This window comes from Calothrix sp. PCC 7507, assembly GCF_000316575.1.
GTDB lineage: Bacteria > Cyanobacteriota > Cyanobacteriia > Cyanobacteriales > Nostocaceae > Fortiea.
The window spans coordinates 2,395,177-2,414,548 of record NC_019682.1; the positions used below are offsets into that span (position 1 = coordinate 2,395,177).

The 19,372-nt window shown below is 42.4% G+C and carries 9 protein-coding genes; 5 read left to right on the forward strand and 4 right to left on the reverse strand.

Features of this window, described 5'->3' with window-relative positions; all coding sequences use genetic code 11:
- The first annotated feature begins 4 nt into the window (after window positions 1-4).
- From CAL7507_RS10430 to CAL7507_RS10445, 4 genes are all read left to right on the forward strand, one after another.
- Window positions 5-2,935, forward strand: coding sequence for a methyl-accepting chemotaxis protein (locus tag CAL7507_RS10430; RefSeq protein WP_015128434.1), 2,931 nt, complete (start codon window positions 5-7; stop codon window positions 2,933-2,935).
- A gap of 105 nt (window positions 2,936-3,040) precedes the next feature.
- A complete protein-coding gene (locus CAL7507_RS10435; RefSeq protein ID WP_015128435.1) occupies window positions 3,041-8,530 on the forward strand; it encodes a response regulator in 5,490 nt (1,829 codons plus the stop codon).
- Window positions 8,531-8,745: 215 nt separating this feature from the next.
- Entirely contained in the window at window positions 8,746-10,839 is a 2,094-nt protein-coding gene (locus CAL7507_RS10440; protein ID WP_042342041.1) for a prolyl oligopeptidase family protein, read from the forward strand.
- 327 nt (window positions 10,840-11,166) lie between these two features.
- Window positions 11,167-13,935, forward strand: a complete 2,769-nt coding sequence (locus CAL7507_RS10445; RefSeq protein WP_015128437.1) for a pitrilysin family protein — start codon at window positions 11,167-11,169, stop codon at window positions 13,933-13,935.
- 593 nt (window positions 13,936-14,528) lie between these two features.
- On the opposite strand, the gene CAL7507_RS10450 is transcribed toward CAL7507_RS10445, so the two are convergent.
- From CAL7507_RS10450 to CAL7507_RS32320, 4 genes are all read right to left on the reverse strand, one after another.
- Window positions 14,529-15,479 carry a hypothetical protein gene (locus CAL7507_RS10450; protein ID WP_015128438.1) on the reverse strand — a complete coding sequence of 317 codons (951 nt, stop codon included), beginning with the start codon at window positions 15,477-15,479 and terminating at the stop codon, window positions 14,529-14,531.
- Window positions 15,480-15,951: 472 nt separating this feature from the next.
- A complete protein-coding gene (locus tag CAL7507_RS10455) occupies window positions 15,952-16,947 on the reverse strand; it encodes a WD40 repeat domain-containing protein (RefSeq protein ID WP_144051298.1) in 996 nt (331 codons plus the stop codon).
- Between the two features lie 150 nt (window positions 16,948-17,097).
- Entirely contained in the window at window positions 17,098-17,391 is a 294-nt protein-coding gene (locus CAL7507_RS10460; protein ID WP_015128440.1) for a hypothetical protein, read from the reverse strand.
- A gap of 337 nt (window positions 17,392-17,728) precedes the next feature.
- Window positions 17,729-17,902 (reverse strand): hypothetical protein, encoded by a 174-nt coding sequence (locus CAL7507_RS32320; RefSeq protein WP_042342042.1) that lies wholly within the window; start codon window positions 17,900-17,902, stop codon window positions 17,729-17,731.
- Window positions 17,903-18,256: 354 nt separating this feature from the next.
- Here CAL7507_RS32320 and ald point away from each other — a divergent pair, with 354 nt between their 5' ends.
- A complete protein-coding gene (gene ald, locus CAL7507_RS10470; protein WP_015128442.1) occupies window positions 18,257-19,348 on the forward strand; it encodes an alanine dehydrogenase in 1,092 nt (363 codons plus the stop codon).
- The last annotated feature ends 24 nt before the right edge of the window (window positions 19,349-19,372 follow it).

Consider the following 19,372-nt stretch of genomic DNA (forward strand, 5'->3'; position numbering starts at 1 on the left):
GGAAATGGCAGCAAGTATAGATGATTACCTCGAAATATATAAGCAGGCTTGTACAGCCTACGCGCAACAGAACTATGAAGTTGCCGCCACTTTAGTTGACCAGGTGGTGCAAAATTTACCGGATGACCCTAACTCCCATCTGTTAAGGGGCCACATCTACTATGTTTTGCAGCAATATGTTGTCGCCAAGGACGAATATCAAAAAGTATTGTTGTTGTCTGACGATTCAGAAATTATTGGTTTTGCTAATAATGGTCTGGAGAATATCAAACAATATCAGCCATTAGATGATAGCGAGCAAATATATTCCACAGGGACATCAGGTGATTTGCTATCTAATGAACCAGAATTAACAGATTTGGATGATAGTGGCAATTTTGATAGTAACAGCTTTAATTTGAACTCATTCGATGCGGAACAAGAAGCGATAAATCAAATAGAAAATTTATCATTAGGCAATCCGTTTGATATTCCATCAGACAGTATGGAATTTAACCAAAATTCAAATTCTTCAGCATCTATAAGCGATGATCCTTTTAATTTGAATCAGCAACAAAAGGAACAAGAATCAAAGTCTAATATTTGGGAAGAGCAAGGAGAATTAGAGTTGCCTGCTTTCTGGCAGGAAGATCCATCAGAAGGTAGCATTGACAATCCAGGGATAAATAGTAACTTCTTCGATGCTGATGTAAATACAGATAGCAAAAGTAATGATATTCCTATAAATCATAGTAATTCACCTTTTGATGAAGTTAATTTACCAACTAGTAATACCTGGGAAATACCTACCGAGTTCTTGATGGATGAAAATTCTCAAGAACCAAGTAGTGGTAACTTGGAATTGAACAAAAATGGACTGGGAAATAAAACCTTACTGACGAATAAAATGCCTCTCCAAGATGGGGCAATCGAAGCCGATAAATCAAAACACAAAAGTCAAGATAATTTTGCTCAAACTGCGTCAGAAAATTGGGTAAAGCCAATAGAAATACAAGATAATTTTCCAGAAGAGGATTCATCTGTTAATAGAAACTCTATCAAGGAAGAAAAGGCGATAAAACGGGGCGGAACGGGAATACCAAATAATTTAGAAGAGGATAACTTCGATTTTAAAGCATTTGAATCTGCTTTTGGAGCAGAGGAATTTACCTCTGAGCCAGAAACAAACAGCGCATTAGGTGGAGGAAATTCTAAGAGTAATATCGAATTTTTAGATGACTTTGATGAATTTGATGATTTAGGAAGTATTCCAGGGTTTGATGGGAATATTCCAGATTTTGATCTGACAGATGGGGAAGCGAGCTTTGGTGAAGTGGCAATGAATTCTGCTGCACTAGAAACTGGTAGCAGATCCCGTGGTAAATTTGCAGAGTCTTCCTCAGATCATGAAAATAGCGATCGCGAAGATGAACTATTTTCAATCACTGGTTCTCAAGAAGCAGTGCCAATCTTTGCCCAAACGGATGTCTCTAAGCTAGAACCCAACGTCAGCGTCGAGCAAGGTTGGTTAGCTCCCCTAGAAAATGCCCCCCTGGAAAAGAAACAATGGTTAATCGCAGGTAGTGTGGGCATTGTCTCAGCCCTGGTTGTAGCCACCGTCAGTTTCGCAGCTACCACATTTTCGCCACCCCAACAACGGGAGTCTGTGCGGAACACAGGTTGGGCAATGTCACTCGCCGCCGGCATTGCGGGTTTTGCGACTGCAGGCTTTATGGGCAGTCTCACCCTCAAGCAAATTCGCCGCACCACCCAGGATCTGCAAAATCAGTTTGATGCTGTCCGCCAAGGTAATCTCCATGTGGAAGCTACAGTCTATTCTGAAGATGAATTAGGGCTTTTAGCTACTGGCTTTAACGAAATGGCGCGGGTAATTTTCACAACTACCAATGAAGCCCAACGCAAAGCCGATGAACAAGAGGAAGCTAAAGAAAACCTGCAACGCCAGGTGATTCGGTTGTTAGACGATGTGGAAGGTGCAGCTAGGGGAGATTTAACAGTCCAAGCGGAGGTGACAGCCGACGTGCTGGGAGCCGTTGCTGACGCTTTTAACCTGACAATTCAAAACCTGCGGGATATTGTGCAACAGGTAAAAGTGGCGGCGAAGGAAGTGACAAAGGGCGCTACGAACTCCGAAACTTTTGCCAGAGCCTTATCTAGTGATGCTTTGCGACAAGCAGAAGAGTTAGCAGTCACCTTAAATTCTGTGCAGGTGATGACCGACTCAATTCAGCGGGTAGCAGAAGCCGCACGGGAAGCGGAAACTGTAGCCCGTGATGCCAGCACGATCGCCCTCAAAGGTGGGGAAGCTGTGGAAAATACTGTGGCGGGGATTTTAGAAATCCGCGAGACTGTAGCAGAAACAACTCGCAAAGTCAAGCGACTAGCGGAATCTTCTCAAGAAATTTCTAAGATTGTAGCGTTGATTTCCCAAATTGCCTCGAGAACCAACCTGTTAGCCCTCAATGCTAGTATTGAGGCGGCTAGGGCGGGAGAAGCAGGACGTGGGTTTGCGATCGTGGCGGATGAAGTCCGCCAGCTAGCAGACAAATCAGCCAAATCTTTGAAAGAAATTGAACAAATTGTGATGCAAATTCAGAGTGAAACAGGCTCTGTAATGACCGCAATGGAAGAAGGGACACAGCAGGTAATTAAAGGTACGAAATTGGCAGAAGAAGCCAAGCGATCGCTAGAAAATATTATTCAAGTAGCGAATCGCATTGATATTTTGGTGCGCTCAATTACCTCCGATACTGTGGAACAAACGGAAACTTCCCGCGCCGTAGCTCACGTCATGCAATCCGTAGAACTGACAGCGCAAGAAACTTCCCAAGAAGCCCAGCGAGTCTCCGGTGCCCTCCAAAACTTGGTGGGTGTCTCCCGCGACTTGATAGCTTCCGTGGAACGCTTCCGAGTAGAAACCCTCGAATCTCGATAATTTAGTCAAAAGTCCAAAGTCCAAAGTTCAAATAATTGACCCTTGACCCTTGACCCTTGACTCTTGACGCCTGACCCTTGACCCTTGACCCTTGACTAAAAAACTATGCTGCCGGAACAACAACAGCGCATTTTGGGTTACTTTATTGAAGAAGCAAGAGATCACCTGAACACAATTGAGCAGGGGTTGCTGAATCTCGAAAGTACCCTGAACGACCCAGAAATGATCAACGAAGTCTTCCGGGCGGCTCACTCCATTAAAGGAGGAGCTGCGATGCTTGGTTTGAGTAGCATCCAGCATACATCTCATCGGTTGGAAGATCATTTTAAAGTCCTCAAAGAGAATCCAGTTCAGGTTGACCAAAAGCTAGAATCTCTGTTTCTCGGTGTATCTGATACCCTGAAAGCGCTGTTGGAGAATTTGAGTGGTCCGTTTGGTTTGTCGGAAGAGACAGCTAATACTCTGATGTCAGAGACTGAACCAGTCTTTAAATGGTTGAATGAGCATCTCGAACTATTAGTGCAACAAGGTAACTCGGAAGTAGCATGTAATATTCCAGCCACAGAAATACACCCAGACTCTACAGAAAATCATGGTACGATTACACAACTTTTTCTGGAACGGGATTTCTCAGGAGTGGAAGAAGAAGCCCCACAGGTTGCTGTGGAAACGGCTTCTTCTACAGTTATAGAAGACAAGCAATCAAAAGCTAATTGGGGTGAGTTTCAAACCCAGGTATTACAAACCCTGCGGGAAATGTTGCAACTGTTTAAACAAAACACAACACCCGCAACTCGACAAAATCTTCAAGAATGCTGTCATCAGTTAATGCAACTCGGTGAAGTCTCGAATTTGCCGAATTGGTGTAATTTATGTCAAGGGACAGCAGATGCGATCACTAATCCTGAAAATACATATCTCACTTTAGCCAAAATTGTCATTACAGAAATTAAACAAGCTCTGGAATTAGTCCTCCAAGGAATGGATTCTGAGATTGCAATTAGTCAACAACTAAAAGCACTTTTGGCAAGTCCAAAAGTTGATTCGTTAGACAGAACCTCTGATCTATCAGCAGAATCAAGCTTATTGACTAACACTATTAAAACAACAGATAATTTTGTCACTGATGCTCAAAACACTATAGCGAGCCTATCGGAGCTATCACAACCGCTTAACCCAGATACAGATATTCAAACAGCAAGGGAAAATACCGCTGAAACTTCTCTGTTTCTCAATTCCTTGTCTGACGATGAAAATGATACACCCATTTCCTATAGCAGTACTGACTCTAAGGGTCCAGTAGTCGGAATAGCTGAGTTAAATACTCTTGCTGATTTATTTGAAGGAGAGACTCCAGAGCTAGATGAAACTTGGCAACAAGAAGAAATACTAGATATTAATCCTAACAATCAATTGGGCATCAATCTCGACAGCAACGATACTGATGATGCTGATAGCGATTTAGCTGATTTCCTATTATTTGATGAAGAAACAAATAGTGACGAGCAGCAAGCAAACACTGCGACAACAGCAGATTTAAATCTACTATTTGGAGACAACTTATTAGAACCAGAAAATCAAGAGAACGCAGAATCCCTGTCTTCTACAAGCGACCTGAGCAATATTTCAAATCTTAATATCAATCTAAATTCATCTAGTGACGAAATTTTACGAGAATTTTCGCAAGCTTCCCATGATACATGGCAGCCTCCTATAGAGATTCCCGCACAAGATGTCGTAGAAGATTTATTAGGATTGGAACTGCTAGATGAACCTCAACAACTGTCTTCTATAGAGATTCCCGCACAAGATGTCGTAGAAGATTTATTAGGATTGGAACTGCTAGATGAACCTCAACAACTGTCTATAGGGGAAATAAGTCAACCAGAAATTGATCCTGTTGCTAGTGTAGAACTATCCACCAACCAACAAAGCAGTTTTGATAACTTATTTTCAGAACCTGCCAATGTAAATCTGGAGGAGGAAATTACTACTAATCAAGATGTAAAATTAAATCTTAATATTTCTCAACAAGAGAGCTTATCTTTAGACAATTTATTTGCTGAAATAGAAGAGAATACGTTACTATCTACGGGCGAATCAGAGATAGGAGATTTATTTGGTACTCCATCGCCAAAAACAACGGATTTCTCTGATAATGTTGACGATCAGAACAACTTTTGGAACGAACAATTTGCAGCGGAGCAACAGCAAGAATTATCCCTTATTGTTGAGCAGGATATAGCTAAAGAATTAGAGGAGAGTTTATTTACAGCCGCAGCGGCTAATGACTTTTTTGGTGATAGTCAGCAACCAATATCCTCCCCAACACCGAGTTTAGATTTGGATGAGTTCGACGCCAATATCCCGCAGCTAGAACAATCACTCGATTTGATATTTACATCAGATGACGAGGATGATTTATTTGCAGACTTAACACTCGATAACTCAATAATTCCTTCTGTTGTTAGTCATCATGAATCATCTGCAACTGCAGGACGGCTTCTACAGTCTGGAAACTCTTCTCAAAACCAGCCTCCAGAAACGTTGGATTTCCTCCCAGAATTTACCAATCAACCTACAGAAACAGATTCTCATCTAGAAATTGATTTGTTCAAGAGTATTGACGAAAATAGTGACCCGAATTCACAAGTCCTGTTTGAAGATATAGATATTGATAAATCAACTTATATTCAACTGCATGATGTCTTAGCAACAGAAAATTCTCTTGATATCGGTGTTGGGGAAACTTTTAGTTCACAAGAATTACTAACTGAATCAGAAAGTTTAGATACTGAAATAGCGTCTACCTTAGAAAATCCTCAAGAATTAGATCTATTTGACGATTTATTGGTAAATGAAACGATAAATGTCAGTGTTGAAGAAACTTTTAGTATCCAAGAATTACCAACCAATACAGAAGTAACAGAAACAGTTATTGATGTCGCGGAAACAAATATTATTGACAGAGGTGAATTGTCTTTAGTTGATGATTTATTAACAGATGAAAAATCTCATTTAGATGCAGTAAATCACCAAGAAGAGTTATTGACAAATATACGGATTAATGAGTTCGTAGACACGGCGATCGCCGAACCAGAAAATGTAGTTGCATCTAATTTAAATCAGGAAACTGCATTCCTATTAGATGGATTAGAGGAAGCAGCGGATTTATCGGCACCTTTCTTAGATGTATTTGCTACAGATAAAGATGTATCAATAACTAATGAGGAAAATGCTGCTATTTTCCATGAATTAGAAGTAGCATCAACACTTCCCCCGCAAGAAGAGGAAGAAGTTACTTCAGAAAATGATACCTATTTCCAAGACGAATTTGCAGACTTGGAAGCATTACTAGGAGAAGAATTAGCACCCAGCCCTAAAGAAAATTCTATACCAGAAGAAGATTTTGCCGCTTTAGAAGCACTATTGGGTGGAGACAATGAACAGGAAAAACCTGTTGCACCTGCACCTGTATACTCACAACAATTTAAACCAGCTGCTACTCAAAACAATATCAGCAAAGTTGTGACATCACTGGATATGGGTGATGAATTTAGTGATTTGGAGAAGCTGCTGGCAGAAGCAGATCAAACGATATCATACTCGCCCAGTGTAAAATCAAACACCAACAAAATCCCACGTCCCTCGACTCGTCGGGCTGGGAGATTTGAAGAAACGATGAAAGTGCCAGTTAAGCAACTGGACGATATGAGCAATTTGGTTGGGGAATTGGTGGTAAACCGCAATACCTTAGAGCAGGATCACGAACGTCTGCGACAGTCACTAGATAACTTACTGATTCAGGTGCAGCAGCTCTCAGATGTGGGTGCAAGGATGCAAGAATTATATGAGCGATCGCTACTCGAAGCCTCTCTTCTCGCTAGCCGTAAAAGTAGAGACATCCCTGTCCCATCCTCAGATTTCAATACAGACAGGGGTTTTAGTGAGTTAGAAATGGATCGGTTCACTCCCTTCCATACCCTATCTCAAGAAATGATTGAAATGATTGTGCGGGTACGGGAGTCGGCTAGTGACATTGATTTTGTCACCGAAGAAACCGAACGAGTAGCCCGCCAGTTCCGACAAGTAACCACCCAACTACAAGAGGGACTAACACGAGCGAGAATGGTGCCCTTTTCCCAAGCGATTGACCGTTTGCGGCGAGGAATACGCGACAATGCCATTAAGTGTGGCAAACAAGTAGAGTTGGTGGTTGAAGGTGAGAATACCTTGATTGACAAGATGATTTTAGATCATCTCACCGATCCATTGACTCATATGCTCAACAATGCGATCGCTCACGGTATTGAAACTCCAGAAATTCGCCAAGCCGCTGGTAAACCACCTGTGGGAGAAATCACCATTCGCGCCTTCCACCAAGGGAATCAAACTGTGATTTCTGTGGGTGATGACGGCGCAGGTATCGATCCAGCACAGGTAAAAGCTAAAGCGTTGAAGTTGGGGATGATTACAGCAGATGTAGCCAAAACCATGACCCATGTAGATGTCTACGATTTGCTGTTCCAATCTGGTTTTAGTATCAAAGATCAAGCAGATGAAATATCTGGGCGCGGTGTGGGGATGGATGTAGTGCGCTCAGAAATTAGCGAAATTCGCGGGACAGTAAATACTGATTCGGCGATCGGGAAAGGTACCACATTTACAATTCGTCTACCACTAACCCTGAGTATTTGTAAAGCCCTGTGCTGTGTTTCAGATAAAGCGAGAATTGCTTTCCCGATGGACGGTGTGGAAGATACCTTAGATATCCCACTCAAAAATATCCAGCAGACTGCTGATGGACAATCATTTATTTCTTGGCGAGATACAACCCTACCATTCCGTCCCTTGAAGGAACTTTTAGCCTTCAATCGTCATATCAGTCGCGGTAATGTTTATGGTGGCAACCGAGATGATGATATGGTGTCTGTGGTTGTAGTGCGATCGGCAAATAACCTGATAGCCTTACAAATTGACTTGGTGTTGAGTGAACAAGAAATTGTGATTAAGCAATTTGAAGGGCCAGCACCTAAACCCATCGGTGTGGCTGGTGCGACAGTCCTAGGCGATGGTCGGATTATGCCGATCGCTGATGTACTGGAAATTATGGACATCTTCCAAGGACGGATGTCTAGACAAAATAGCAACTCTTGGCAGCAGAAAAATATCCCCATCGACATTCCTGTTGTGAAGATTGACCCCACAGTATTAATTGTTGATGACTCAATTACAGTCCGGGAGTTACTCTCCTTGACCTTTAACAAAGCAGGTTATCGCGTCGAACAAGCGCGTGATGGACAAGAAGCTTGGGATAAACTCCGCTCTGGTTTGCCTTGCGATATCGTCTTTTGCGATATAGAAATGCCTCGTTGCGATGGTCTGGAGTTGCTCTCTCGCATCCAGAAAGACTCCAGCCTCAATCACTTACCGATTGCAATGCTCACCTCGCGGGGTGCGGATAAGCACAGACAAATGGCAATTCAACTCGGTGCTAGTGGCTACTTTACCAAGCCATATCTGGAAGAAGCGCTACTCGAAGCCGCAGCGCGAATGCTCAAAGGAGAGAAACTCATTAACAGCGCTAGTGTTTAGACTAGGGAATGATCAAAATCTCCTGGACTCGGCTTTTAATCATCTTTTTAGCATCAGCGATCGCTTGCCAGTGGTTGCCGTCTGCTGCTATGTCTCATGCTACAATTTCTACGGAAGTAGTAGCTAAGAATGTCAGAGATCAGCACAATGGGAAGTGGATAGGAGTTAGAGCCGCCTCCAAGTCCTATGCACACAAAACATTTTTATCCCAGATTATGCCTGATTCTCCAAAACGCCTTGCTTACCCACCTAGCCATAAAAGCAATCAAGTCGATAACTACCACGGTGTAACAGTCGCAGATCCTTACCGCTGGTTAGAAAACCCTGACTCGCCAGAAACAAAAACTTGGATTGATGCAGAAAATCAAGTCACTGCTGCATACCTTGAGGGGATTCCAGCTAGAGACAAAATTAAACAACGCCTGACTAAACTTTGGGATTATGAAAAGTATGGTATCCCATTTAAAGAAGGCGAATCTTTACAAGATGGTTCTAGCGATCGCTACTTTTATTTCAAAAACGATGGACTGCAAAATCAAAGCGTCCTTTATACCCTCAAAACTCTCGACGCATCCCCCAAAGTTTTACTCGACCCCAACAAACTTTCAGAAGATGGGACTATTGCCCTTTCTGGATTGTCCATTAGCAAAAATGCTCAACTTTTAGCTTACGGTTTATCCACTTCTGGTTCTGATTGGCAAGAATGGAAAGTCCGCGATATTGAAACTGGTAAAGATTTACCAGACCATCTCCAGTGGATTAAATTCTCTGGTGTATCGTGGACACACGATCATCAAGGCTTTTTCTACAGTCGTTATGATGAACCAAGTGCAAAAACTAAATTAGAAGATGTTAACTATTATCAAAAGCTTTACTATCACAAATTAGGCACTCCTCAATCAGCAGATAAATTAATTTACCATCGTCATGACCAGAAAGAATGGGGCTTTAATGGTGATGTCACTGAAGATGGACACTATTTAATAATTTCAGTTTGGCTGGGAACTAACCCCAAAAACTTGATCTTCTACAAAGATTTAACTAATCCCAATGCTGAAGTAGTAGAACTAATCAACAACTTTGAGGCAGATTACAGCTTTGTGGAAAATGATGATAGTACTTTCTATTTTCGCACAGACTCAAATGCACCACGCGGTAGACTTATTGCTATTGATACCAAGAAACCAGCACCAGAAAATTGGCGAGAAATCATTCCTCAATCTGCGGAAACTTTAGAAAGTATCGGCATACTTAATAACCAATTTGTAGCAGATTATCTTAAAGATGCTCGCAGCCAAATCAAAATTTTTGACCTCACAGGAAATTTTGTGAGGGAAATAGAATTACCAGGAATTGGTTCGGCTGGAGGCTTTGATGGCAAGCGTCACGACACTGAAACATTTTATAGCTTTACTAGCTTTAATACACCAAATACAATCTATCGCTACAACATGGTGACGGGAAAAAGTGAAGTTTTCCGTCAACCGAAGGTAGATTTTAATCCGGCTGATTACGAGACAAAACAAGTCTTTTATCCGAGCAAAGACGGTACACAAATACCGATGTTTATCACCTATAAAAAAGGGATTAAACTTGATGGCAATAACCCCACCTATCTTTATGGTTATGGTGGTTTTAATGCTTCAATGACACCTAGTTTTTCTGTGAGTCTTTTGGTGTGGCTAGAGATGGGCGGTGTCTATGCTATGCCAAATATTCGTGGTGGTGGGGAATATGGTGAAGAATGGCATCAAGCAGGGATGAAGGAGAAAAAGCAGAATGTTTTTGACGACTTTATTGCAGCCGCTGAGTGGCTAATTAAGAATAAGTATACTAAGACCGAGAAGTTAGCGATCGCTGGCGGTAGCAACGGCGGCTTATTAGTCGGTGCTTGTATGACTCAGCGTCCCGATTTATTTGCTGCGGCTTTACCAGCTGTCGGCGTGATGGATATGTTGCGGTTCCATAAATTTACCATCGGCTGGGCTTGGACTTCTGAATATGGTTCGTCAGATAATCCAGAGGAATTTAAAACACTTTATGCCTATTCACCACTGCACAACCTGAAACCAAATACAGCTTATCCAGCAACCTTAATTACCACAGCCGATCATGACGATCGCGTTGTCCCTGCCCATAGTTTCAAATTTGCGGCTACTTTGCAAGCGGCTCAATCAGGTGATGCACCTGTGTTAATTAGAATTGAGACTAAGGCAGGACATGGTGGCGGTAAACCCACAGCAAAAGTTATCGAAGAAGCAGCAGATAAATGGGCTTTTTTAGTGCGTACTTTGAATGTGGAAGTTTAGGCTAATGCAATTAACAATTCGTAATTATTTTTTGATTTTTGAACTATACGTAGTGGCGTGGCAAGCCTAAATTTGTGCATTATATTGGGATGGAATTAAACGCGGATGAACGCGGATAGGACTTATATTATTGCAACATTTTAGTCTAGACACGCCAGTAGGGTGGGCACTGCCCACCAAAACCCTGATATGGTTATGCCGCTTTTACAGGTGAGGTTGGGAGAAAGCGATCGCTCGCCACAGATCGCTACAATTGAATCCCATGCCTAGAAGATATGGATGGCTCAAAGATAGGTTAAATTGGTAATTTTGCATGTTGAATTGTTTATGAAGCTACGCTTATACATGCTTATAGGATTTTTCCTCAGTCTTCTCCTCAGTGTTGTGCCGCTTTCTAGCACTTTGATTAATGCGGCTACACCTACAGCAGTTACACCTGTATCTGGTGCTGCTCTCACCCAAGGGGTGCAAAAAACATTACTGGGAAATGGTTTAACTGTACTCACCAAAGAAGTCCATACCACCCCAGTGGTGAGTGTACAGGTTTGGTATAAAGTTGGCTCACGCAATGAGGGGAAAGGAGAAAATGGCATCTCCCACCAATTAGAGCATTTAATGTTCAAAGGTACGAAGGAGCGTCCAGTGCAGTTTGGCAGGCTCTTTAGTGCTTTAGGCAGTCAATTCAATGCTTTTACCAGCTATGACGAAACGGTATACTTCGGCACAGTGCAGCGAGATAAACTGCAAGCACTGCTAACCCTAGAAGCCGATCGCATGGAAAATGCTTTAATTGGCACTGAGCAACTCAAGAGCGAAAAACGGGTGGTAATCTCTGAGTTACAGGGTTACGAAAATTCACCAGGCTATCGTTTGGATCGGGCTATCATGCGAGTTGCTTTCCCTGATCGTACCTACGGTTTACCTGTGGGCGGAACAAAAGCTGATGTGGAAAAATTCACCCTAGAGCAGGTGCGGAATTACTACCAAACCTACTACAGTCCAGAAAATGCCACGTTGGTAATTACAGGGGACTTTACCACAGCACCAGTACTTAAAGTAGTTAAAGAAACCTTCGGGAAACTACAGCAAAGAACCAAAGGAAAAACAACTCCACCCTTACCCGTTGTTACTACCCCAACTGCTAAAAAAGCGCCGATTGTTTTAAAACAGCCAGGAAGTGCAGCACTCCTGCAAGCTGTGTATCCTTTACCAGATATTCAGCATCCTGATGTACCAGCGATCGATCTGATGGATACTATCCTCACAGGTGGACGCAGTTCTAGGCTTTATCAAGCTTTGGTGGAATCAGGACTGGCTAGCTCAGTTAGTGCTGGTGCGGCGGAACTGATTGAACCAGGTTGGTACGAAATTAACGCTACGGCGGCTCCAGGTCAAGAGTTAAGTAAAATTGCTCAAGAACTCCAATCATCCTTGACAAAACTGCAACAGCAACCAGTTACCTTAGAAGAGTTAAACCGCGCGAAGACACAACTACAAGCTTCCTTTATACTGGGTAATCAGGATATTACCAGTCAGGCTAGCCAACTGGGGTACAACCAAACGATCGCAGGGGATTATCACTACATCGAAAAGTATCTGAGTGCGATCGCCAAAGTCACCCCACAAGATGTGCAGCGGGTAGCGAAAACTTACCTCAATCCAGCTCAACAAACCATCGGCTTTTTTGAGCCGACTCAACTAGATGGTAAACCAGGAACTTCCGGTGGTTCTGGCCGCACTGTGGAAAACTTTAGTCCTGGTAAACCTGTAGATCCAGCAGAACTTGCCAAATACCTTCCTCCTACAACTTCGGCTACGACTGTTAACAAACAGCCATTACCAGAGAAATTTACCTTAGCAAATGGGTTGCGGGTACTCCTGTTAACTGACAAAAGTGTCCCCACAATTAACCTCAGTGGACAAATTGACGCTGGGAGTGAGTTTGATGGGAATCAAAAAGCTGGACTAGCAAATCTCACTGCTAACAACTTATTGAATGGGACGAAAACTCAAAATGCTTTGACTTTAGCGAAAACCTTAGAAGATCGGGGAGCGAGTCTAGACTTTTCAGCTAGTCGTGAAGGGGTTAATATTAGTGGTCAGGGATTGTCAGCAGACTTACCGTTATTAATTAATACTCTGGCAAATGTGGTACAAGATGCCACCTTCCCCGCTGATCAGCTAGAACTAAGTCGTCAACGAGCGTTGACAAGTCTGAAAGTGCAGCTAGATGATCCCAGTGGATTAGGGAGACGAGTATTTCAACAAGCAATTTACCCAGAAAATCATCCGTTTTACAGCTTTCCCACAGCCGAAAGCTTAAAAAATATTACCCGTGAAGATTTGCGCCGCTTCTACCAAGAACACTACCGTCCTGATACAACAACGATCGCCCTGGTGGGTGATTTTGAGCCAGTCAAGGTGAAAGCGTTGCTCAATCAGACTTTTGGTAAATGGCAAACCACAGGTAAACCGCCGGTTCTGAATCTACCAAGTGTCAAATTACCGTCAACTCTCACCCGTTTAAACAAAGTCATTCCCGGTAAGGCAGAAGCTGTGACTTACATCGGCTACAGTGGTATCTCACGCAAAGATCCACGTTTCTATGCGGCTTTAGTATTGAATCAGATTTTGGGTGGTGATACCTTATCTAGCCGTTTGGGTACAGAAGTACGCGATCGCCTGGGTTTAACTTATGGTATTTACAGCGGGTTCGCCGCAGGAATCAATCCCGGCCCCTTCTTGATTCAGATGCAAACTGCTCCCGGAGATACACAAAAAGCGATCGCTAGTACCCTGGCTTTACTCAAGCAGCTGCGTGAGCAAGGCGTGACTGAGGCAGAATTAAATACTGCGAAACGCTCCATCTCCAACAGCTACCCCGTAGAATTAGCTAATCCTAGTGATGTAGCCAGCATCATTTTAAACAACAGTGTCTACGGACTTGCACAAGCGGAAATCCAAGAGTTTCCCCGACACATTGAAGCTGTAACCCCAGAGCAAGTACAGCAAGCAATCCAGGAGTTAATTAAGCCAGAAAATCTGGTGATTGTCACCGCTGGGCCTGGAGAGACTGTTGTACCCAAAGGTAGCTGATTGTCATAGGGTGGGGAAACCCCTACCCTACAACAATCCATGCTTTGTGGATTTATATCCCCGACTTTTTGAAGGATACATCTGGGTTATTAGGCTGTTCTACACCCTCATAAAGCTAGGAGCAGCCAGTACCCAACACCACTGAATGCGATCGCACCTCCGGCATTATTTTTAGTAGCAAAAGTGACTATACTATTAAAACCACTGGAGTGTATTGGCACTTTGTTGATGTAATTGGGATGATTTTGTTCGGATTGTTGTACTTACTTTCAGTATTAATTATTAGTCGTTCACTCCACGCGAATGACTTACAAAGCCCCCATAAGGGGCTTTTTTTATATAATTGAGTCAATTGTCAAGAGTCAAATAATACCAATTCAAAAGATGGGATTAGGGATTGAGGAATTGATGATGATTTGTCTCCAGTCCCTTTTCATGACCAAGCCTTTCTCTACAAGAGGCTGCTTCTAGCGCGTTGCTTAAACGCAAAGCATAAAGTATAAGCGCTCTTTGAAAAGAACCTACCCGAATAATCAGACTCCTTACCCCTAATTTTAATTATGGGGATTCCCCTCTTGCCCATCAGAACGAACCTAGAAATTGAAATGAGAATTGAGCCAACTTAACATCTGCTCTGATAAGTGTTTATTCTCCTCATAACCATCCATTTTATCTACCAAATTTAGATATTTTGTAGCTTCATTAACAGCTTTTTCTCGATAAATTTGTGACAAGGCAAAATACAGTCTTCGATAAAGTTCTCTGACTATTAATGCAGTCCCTACATTATTTAAATCACTTTGAATTTCTTCAGATTGATTGTGTACAAATATTGGCATTAAAGAATCAGCCAGTTCTGTGCTGCTAGGATTATTATGACCTAATTCTTTAAGTTTATTTTCAGCCAATAACAGATATTTTTCAGCTTCAAATTCATCACCTTTAGCAGAATAAATCTCGCCCAGATCAATAAGATTTTCTACGGATTCCAAAGTATCAGGAGATAGAGATTCAAGAGTAATAAGAAGATACTCAATTGCTAGATTAACGTTAAGTTCTAAATTCAATCTTAATTGAGTAAGCTTTTGGCGGCAGCACTTCGCTGTTTCTGCGCTCCCCTTTTCTGTATGGGCTTGTATTGCCTGATGATAATAAAAGCTAGCCTGTTTATAGTAAAAGCCTGCCTGCTCATTAGGATCACACATTGCATTATAAATATCAGCAATGTCTTCTATGACATTAGCGATTTTAAACCGCAAGTCTTCAACTGTGTATAGAGAATAATGTGGTGCTTTAACTTGCTGTAATTTTTTGTATTCCTGAAGAATAGCGATGAATTCTTGCAAAATAGTTTCACTAACTTTGCCTGGTAATTTATTTGGCATTGCCATCAGATGACGATGATCAATATCCCTAAGCCACCGCAACTTTTCTTCATCATCTAGAGGTTGATAATTATCATCAACTTCTGGTTCGACTATATTATGCCAATCACTACTGATTTTCTTCCTCCAGTGTTCAAAAGAATCTGGTATTGGATTCATGATACTATGTCCCCATCAATTATTTGGTTTTTGCATTTGGCAGACATACTAAAAGTTGTTGCACAGATAATAGGTGTTTTTTGAGCAGCTAAAATCCCTAAATCACAAAAATTTCAGGAAATTTATCTGTGCAAATTAAAAAATTTATATAACTGATCTGAAGTATGAAATTTCCAAGATATGGCGGTTTTCAGATCAGAAATCTGTTTGGTGCGTCTCTGCGTCAGGTAAATTCATACCTGTATTCAGCAACGCCGAAATTTTAGTATCAGCCAAAACAAGCTAGGGTTCCGACTTGATTACGACGAAATAACAACCGCTACAAGATACAATTCACCATAGTCATTTTCCGTAAAGTTTTTCGTTCTGATATGAAAAATGAGCCTCATTTTCTCGTAGAGGCACAAAATAGAATATTCGACAGGTTAGAAATTAATAAAAACTTGAAACTAAGAAACTTGTTGGGGAACAATTACTGACTGCGCCAAACCTTGATTTGTTTGTCAAATCCACCACTAGCAAGCATTTTTCCATTGGGACTAAAAGCGATCGCACTTACCCAATCTGTATGTTCATTCAGTGTATTGATTAACTGACCTGTAGTCAAATTCCATAGCTTAATCCCGTCTCTACCAGCACTGGCGAGGGTTTTGCCGTCGGGGTTAATGGCAATAGCATTCACCCAGTTGTTGTGTCCCACGAGGGTACGCACTAGTTCCCCATTATTAATATTCCACAATTTGATTGTGCGATCGCGGCTAGCCGTAATTAAGTTTTCTCCGTTCGGTGTAAAAGCTACGGTGCTAACTGCCTGAGAGTGTGCTGTAAATTCTCGGATTAATTTCCCAGTACTCAAATTCCACAGCTTAGTTACCCCCTTAAAGTCACCACTAGCCAAAGTCTGACCGTCAGGACTAATCGCTAGTGTATGAATTGAGTTCTCAAACCTTACAAGAGTTGACAGAGGTCGCTGTTGTGGCAAATCCCAGAGGCGAATTCCGTCTAAAGCACCACTGATGAGAACTTTACTATCAGGTGATACCGCTAAAGACATGACATTACTGGTATGTCCCTGAAAAGAGCGGCTAAATTGTTGGCTTTTGAGATTCCAAAGATTAATTGTGTGGTCGCTGCTACAGCTGACGAGGGTTTGTCCATCTGGCGAAATCACCAAAGAGTCCACTGCTGTTTTATGTGCTTTGCGGATAGTCCCCACTCGGTCACCATTAACTAAATTCCACAAGCGAATTACACCCTCATTCTCAGCACCACCACTAGCCAGAATTTTGCTATCTGGGCTAAAAGCTAGAGATTTAACAGTTCCGGCATGTCCACGCAAGGTGTACAATAACTGAGGATTGGCAAAGCTTTGTGTAGTTTGGGAATCTGGTGTTACTTTAACAGCAGCTTCAGCAACATGGATGTTTACCCCATCCCAGATTGGAATTAAAAGGGCAACAGCTGCCATAAATGACAAAATAATCTTAGGGCGAAACACAAAATCACTCCCACCTCTTCCCTGACTCGCCACTGTTTATCCTCACTTTTTGAATCAGCGCCCAAATAAATTTTTCAGAGTTATGAGGCGCAGATGTTTAATTCATAACTCAGTAATTCATTATAAGGGTGGTTTTTTCTTAGTGGTAGTCAGGGTGGGCAAGGTTGTGCTAGATGAACGAGAGGGTAAGTAATGTTGCACCACAGGTTCTTCTGGCAAGGGGCGACTCTGCTGGATGCGCCATAATTTAAAACCAAGGGTTATCCCTGCCATCCCTAAGCCAAAAGCAAATAACGCCCAGCTATCATCTAATCCCCCAATCAGTGCATCTACCACGCCCATCGTAATCAATACGCTGATTATTGGTTCTTTCCGGTAGGCTGACTTCAAAAAACGAGGTAATACGGCATTCATCACAGCTTGGTTTGATCCAGTTTAGCTTTTGTATCAATTTACCGAGAATATCTAACCCACAATTAGACCGTTTCTGGCCTGTCTTGATGAGAAGCACCTCATATTATAATTTTCTCAGTAGAAGAGGAAGTGTAGTAATTAACCCTCTTGCATGTAGTAATTGCACTCCAAGGATAATACTTAACTTTTTCTGGTATGCTTCATGGCCATAGACGCTATGTAGTAGGAAGTAGTTCACGGTTTTCTTGCTTAAGTTAAAACCAGCTAGGATATCCAGCTGGTTCAGACTTTTCTGATTACTAGCTTACAACTTGCACGCCAGTACTTCCTAGGGTTACTACTTCAGACCGAGCCACGATATGACCCCTTGATTGGTAACATACTCAATTAGTACCATCAAGATGAAGCCAATCATCGCCGCCCGACCATTCAAGCGTTCAGCATATTCGTTAAAGCCAAACTTCGGTTCTTCTAGTTTGGGGGTATTAGTCGGCTTTGGTTGTGAGATCATGAATAATTCCTTTTTTTGGCAAACTAAACTTGACTGTGAGAAGCATGAACGAAGGTCTCCTCCACTCAGAACTTCGGTGAGTTTTAAACTGATTGCTATACTTGAGTGCCAAGATAGCCTGAAAAATCCAGCGGGAGCATCCCAGGAAGCTCCCATGTAAACAGAGTGTTTACAATTTTTAATTATTCTTTATATATTTTAGGAAGACTGGGGTAATAGTCAAGAGTATAGAGATAGCAGTATTGCCTGTGATCTGGAAAAACTTAGGGAAATGATTAAGCTATCTCGAATACGGAAGTAGCCACTCTGAAACTGACAGGCTACAGTTAAACAAAAATTTATCAGAGGCTGTAAATGGAAATCGGCGTTCCTAAGGAGACAAAGGATCAGGAATTTCGAGTTGGGTTAAGTCCTTCGAGTGTACGGGTGCTGCGGGAAAATGGTCATACCATCTTCGTGGAAACACAAGCAGGTACTGGTGCTGGATTTATGGATGGTGAGTACGTAAGCGCTGGAGCGGAGATTGTCCCCACACCGGAAGCTGTTTGGCATCGGGAACTAGTTGTTAAGGTGAAAGAACCGCTGACGACTGAGTATAAATTTTTGCATAAGGAACAGATATTGTTTACTTATCTGCATCTAGCAGCCGATCGCAAACTGACCGAGTATTTAATTGATTGTGGCACGAGTGCGATCGCCTACGAAACTGTAGAACAACCCGGTGCTAACAAACTACCTTTGCTCTCCCCCATGAGCATCATTGCCGGTCGGCTATCAGTACAATTTGGGGCAAGATATTTAGAACGCCAGCAAGGTGGTAGAGGCGTGCTTTTGGGTGGTGTTCCTGGAGTCAAAGCAGGTAAAGTAGTGATTTTAGGTGGTGGTGTTGTCGGTACAGAAGCCGCTAAAATCGCCGTGGGCATGGGTGCTACTGTGCAGATTTTAGATGTTAATGTTGAGCGACTCTCCTACCTAGAAACGCTATTTGGCTCTAGAGTGGAACTGCTTTACAGCAACTCTGCCCATATCGAGGCCGCAGTCAAAGATGCCGATTTGTTAATCGGTGCAGTGTTAGTGCCAGGACGTAGGGCCCCAATATTAGTATCTCGTGAATTGGTCAAACAAATGCGTCCTGGTTCTGTAATTGTTGACGTTGCTGTTGACCAAGGTGGTTGTGTGGAGACTTTACACTCTACATCCCACACCAACCCAATTTACCTTGATGAAGGTGTCGTGCATTATGGCGTTCCCAATATGCCGGGTGCAGTACCTTGGACAGCAACCCAGGCGCTGAACAACAGTACACTACCTTATGTTGTCCAGTTGGCAAATCTGGGAATCAAAGCGTTGGCAGTTAACCCAGCCTTAGCTAAGGGTTTAAATGTGCAGAATCATCGCTTAGTGCATCCTGCAGTGCAAGAGGTATTCCCTGATTTGGTAAGTTAATATTCAGTTAACAGTTAACAGTTA

What these genes read in the sequence shown, in the direction of transcription:
- CAL7507_RS10435 (WP_015128435.1), top strand. Translation starts at nt 3,041, where the DNA reads ATGCTGCCGGAACAACAACAGCGCATTTTGGGTTACTTTATTGAAGAA.
- CAL7507_RS10460 (WP_015128440.1), bottom strand. Translation starts at nt 17,391, where the DNA reads ATGAATGCCGTATTACCTCGTTTTTTGAAGTCAGCCTACCGGAAAGAA.
- CAL7507_RS10445 (WP_015128437.1), top strand. Translation starts at nt 11,167, where the DNA reads ATGAAGCTACGCTTATACATGCTTATAGGATTTTTCCTCAGTCTTCTC.
- CAL7507_RS10440 (WP_042342041.1), top strand. Translation starts at nt 8,746, where the DNA reads ATGCCTGATTCTCCAAAACGCCTTGCTTACCCACCTAGCCATAAAAGC.
- CAL7507_RS32320 (WP_042342042.1), bottom strand. Translation starts at nt 17,902, where the DNA reads ATGATCTCACAACCAAAGCCGACTAATACCCCCAAACTAGAAGAACCG.
- CAL7507_RS10430 (WP_015128434.1), top strand. Translation starts at nt 5, where the DNA reads ATGGCAGCAAGTATAGATGATTACCTCGAAATATATAAGCAGGCTTGT.
- CAL7507_RS10450 (WP_015128438.1), bottom strand. Translation starts at nt 15,479, where the DNA reads ATGAATCCAATACCAGATTCTTTTGAACACTGGAGGAAGAAAATCAGT.
- CAL7507_RS10455 (WP_144051298.1), bottom strand. Translation starts at nt 16,947, where the DNA reads ATGGCAGCTGTTGCCCTTTTAATTCCAATCTGGGATGGGGTAAACATC.
- ald (WP_015128442.1), top strand. Translation starts at nt 18,257, where the DNA reads ATGGAAATCGGCGTTCCTAAGGAGACAAAGGATCAGGAATTTCGAGTT.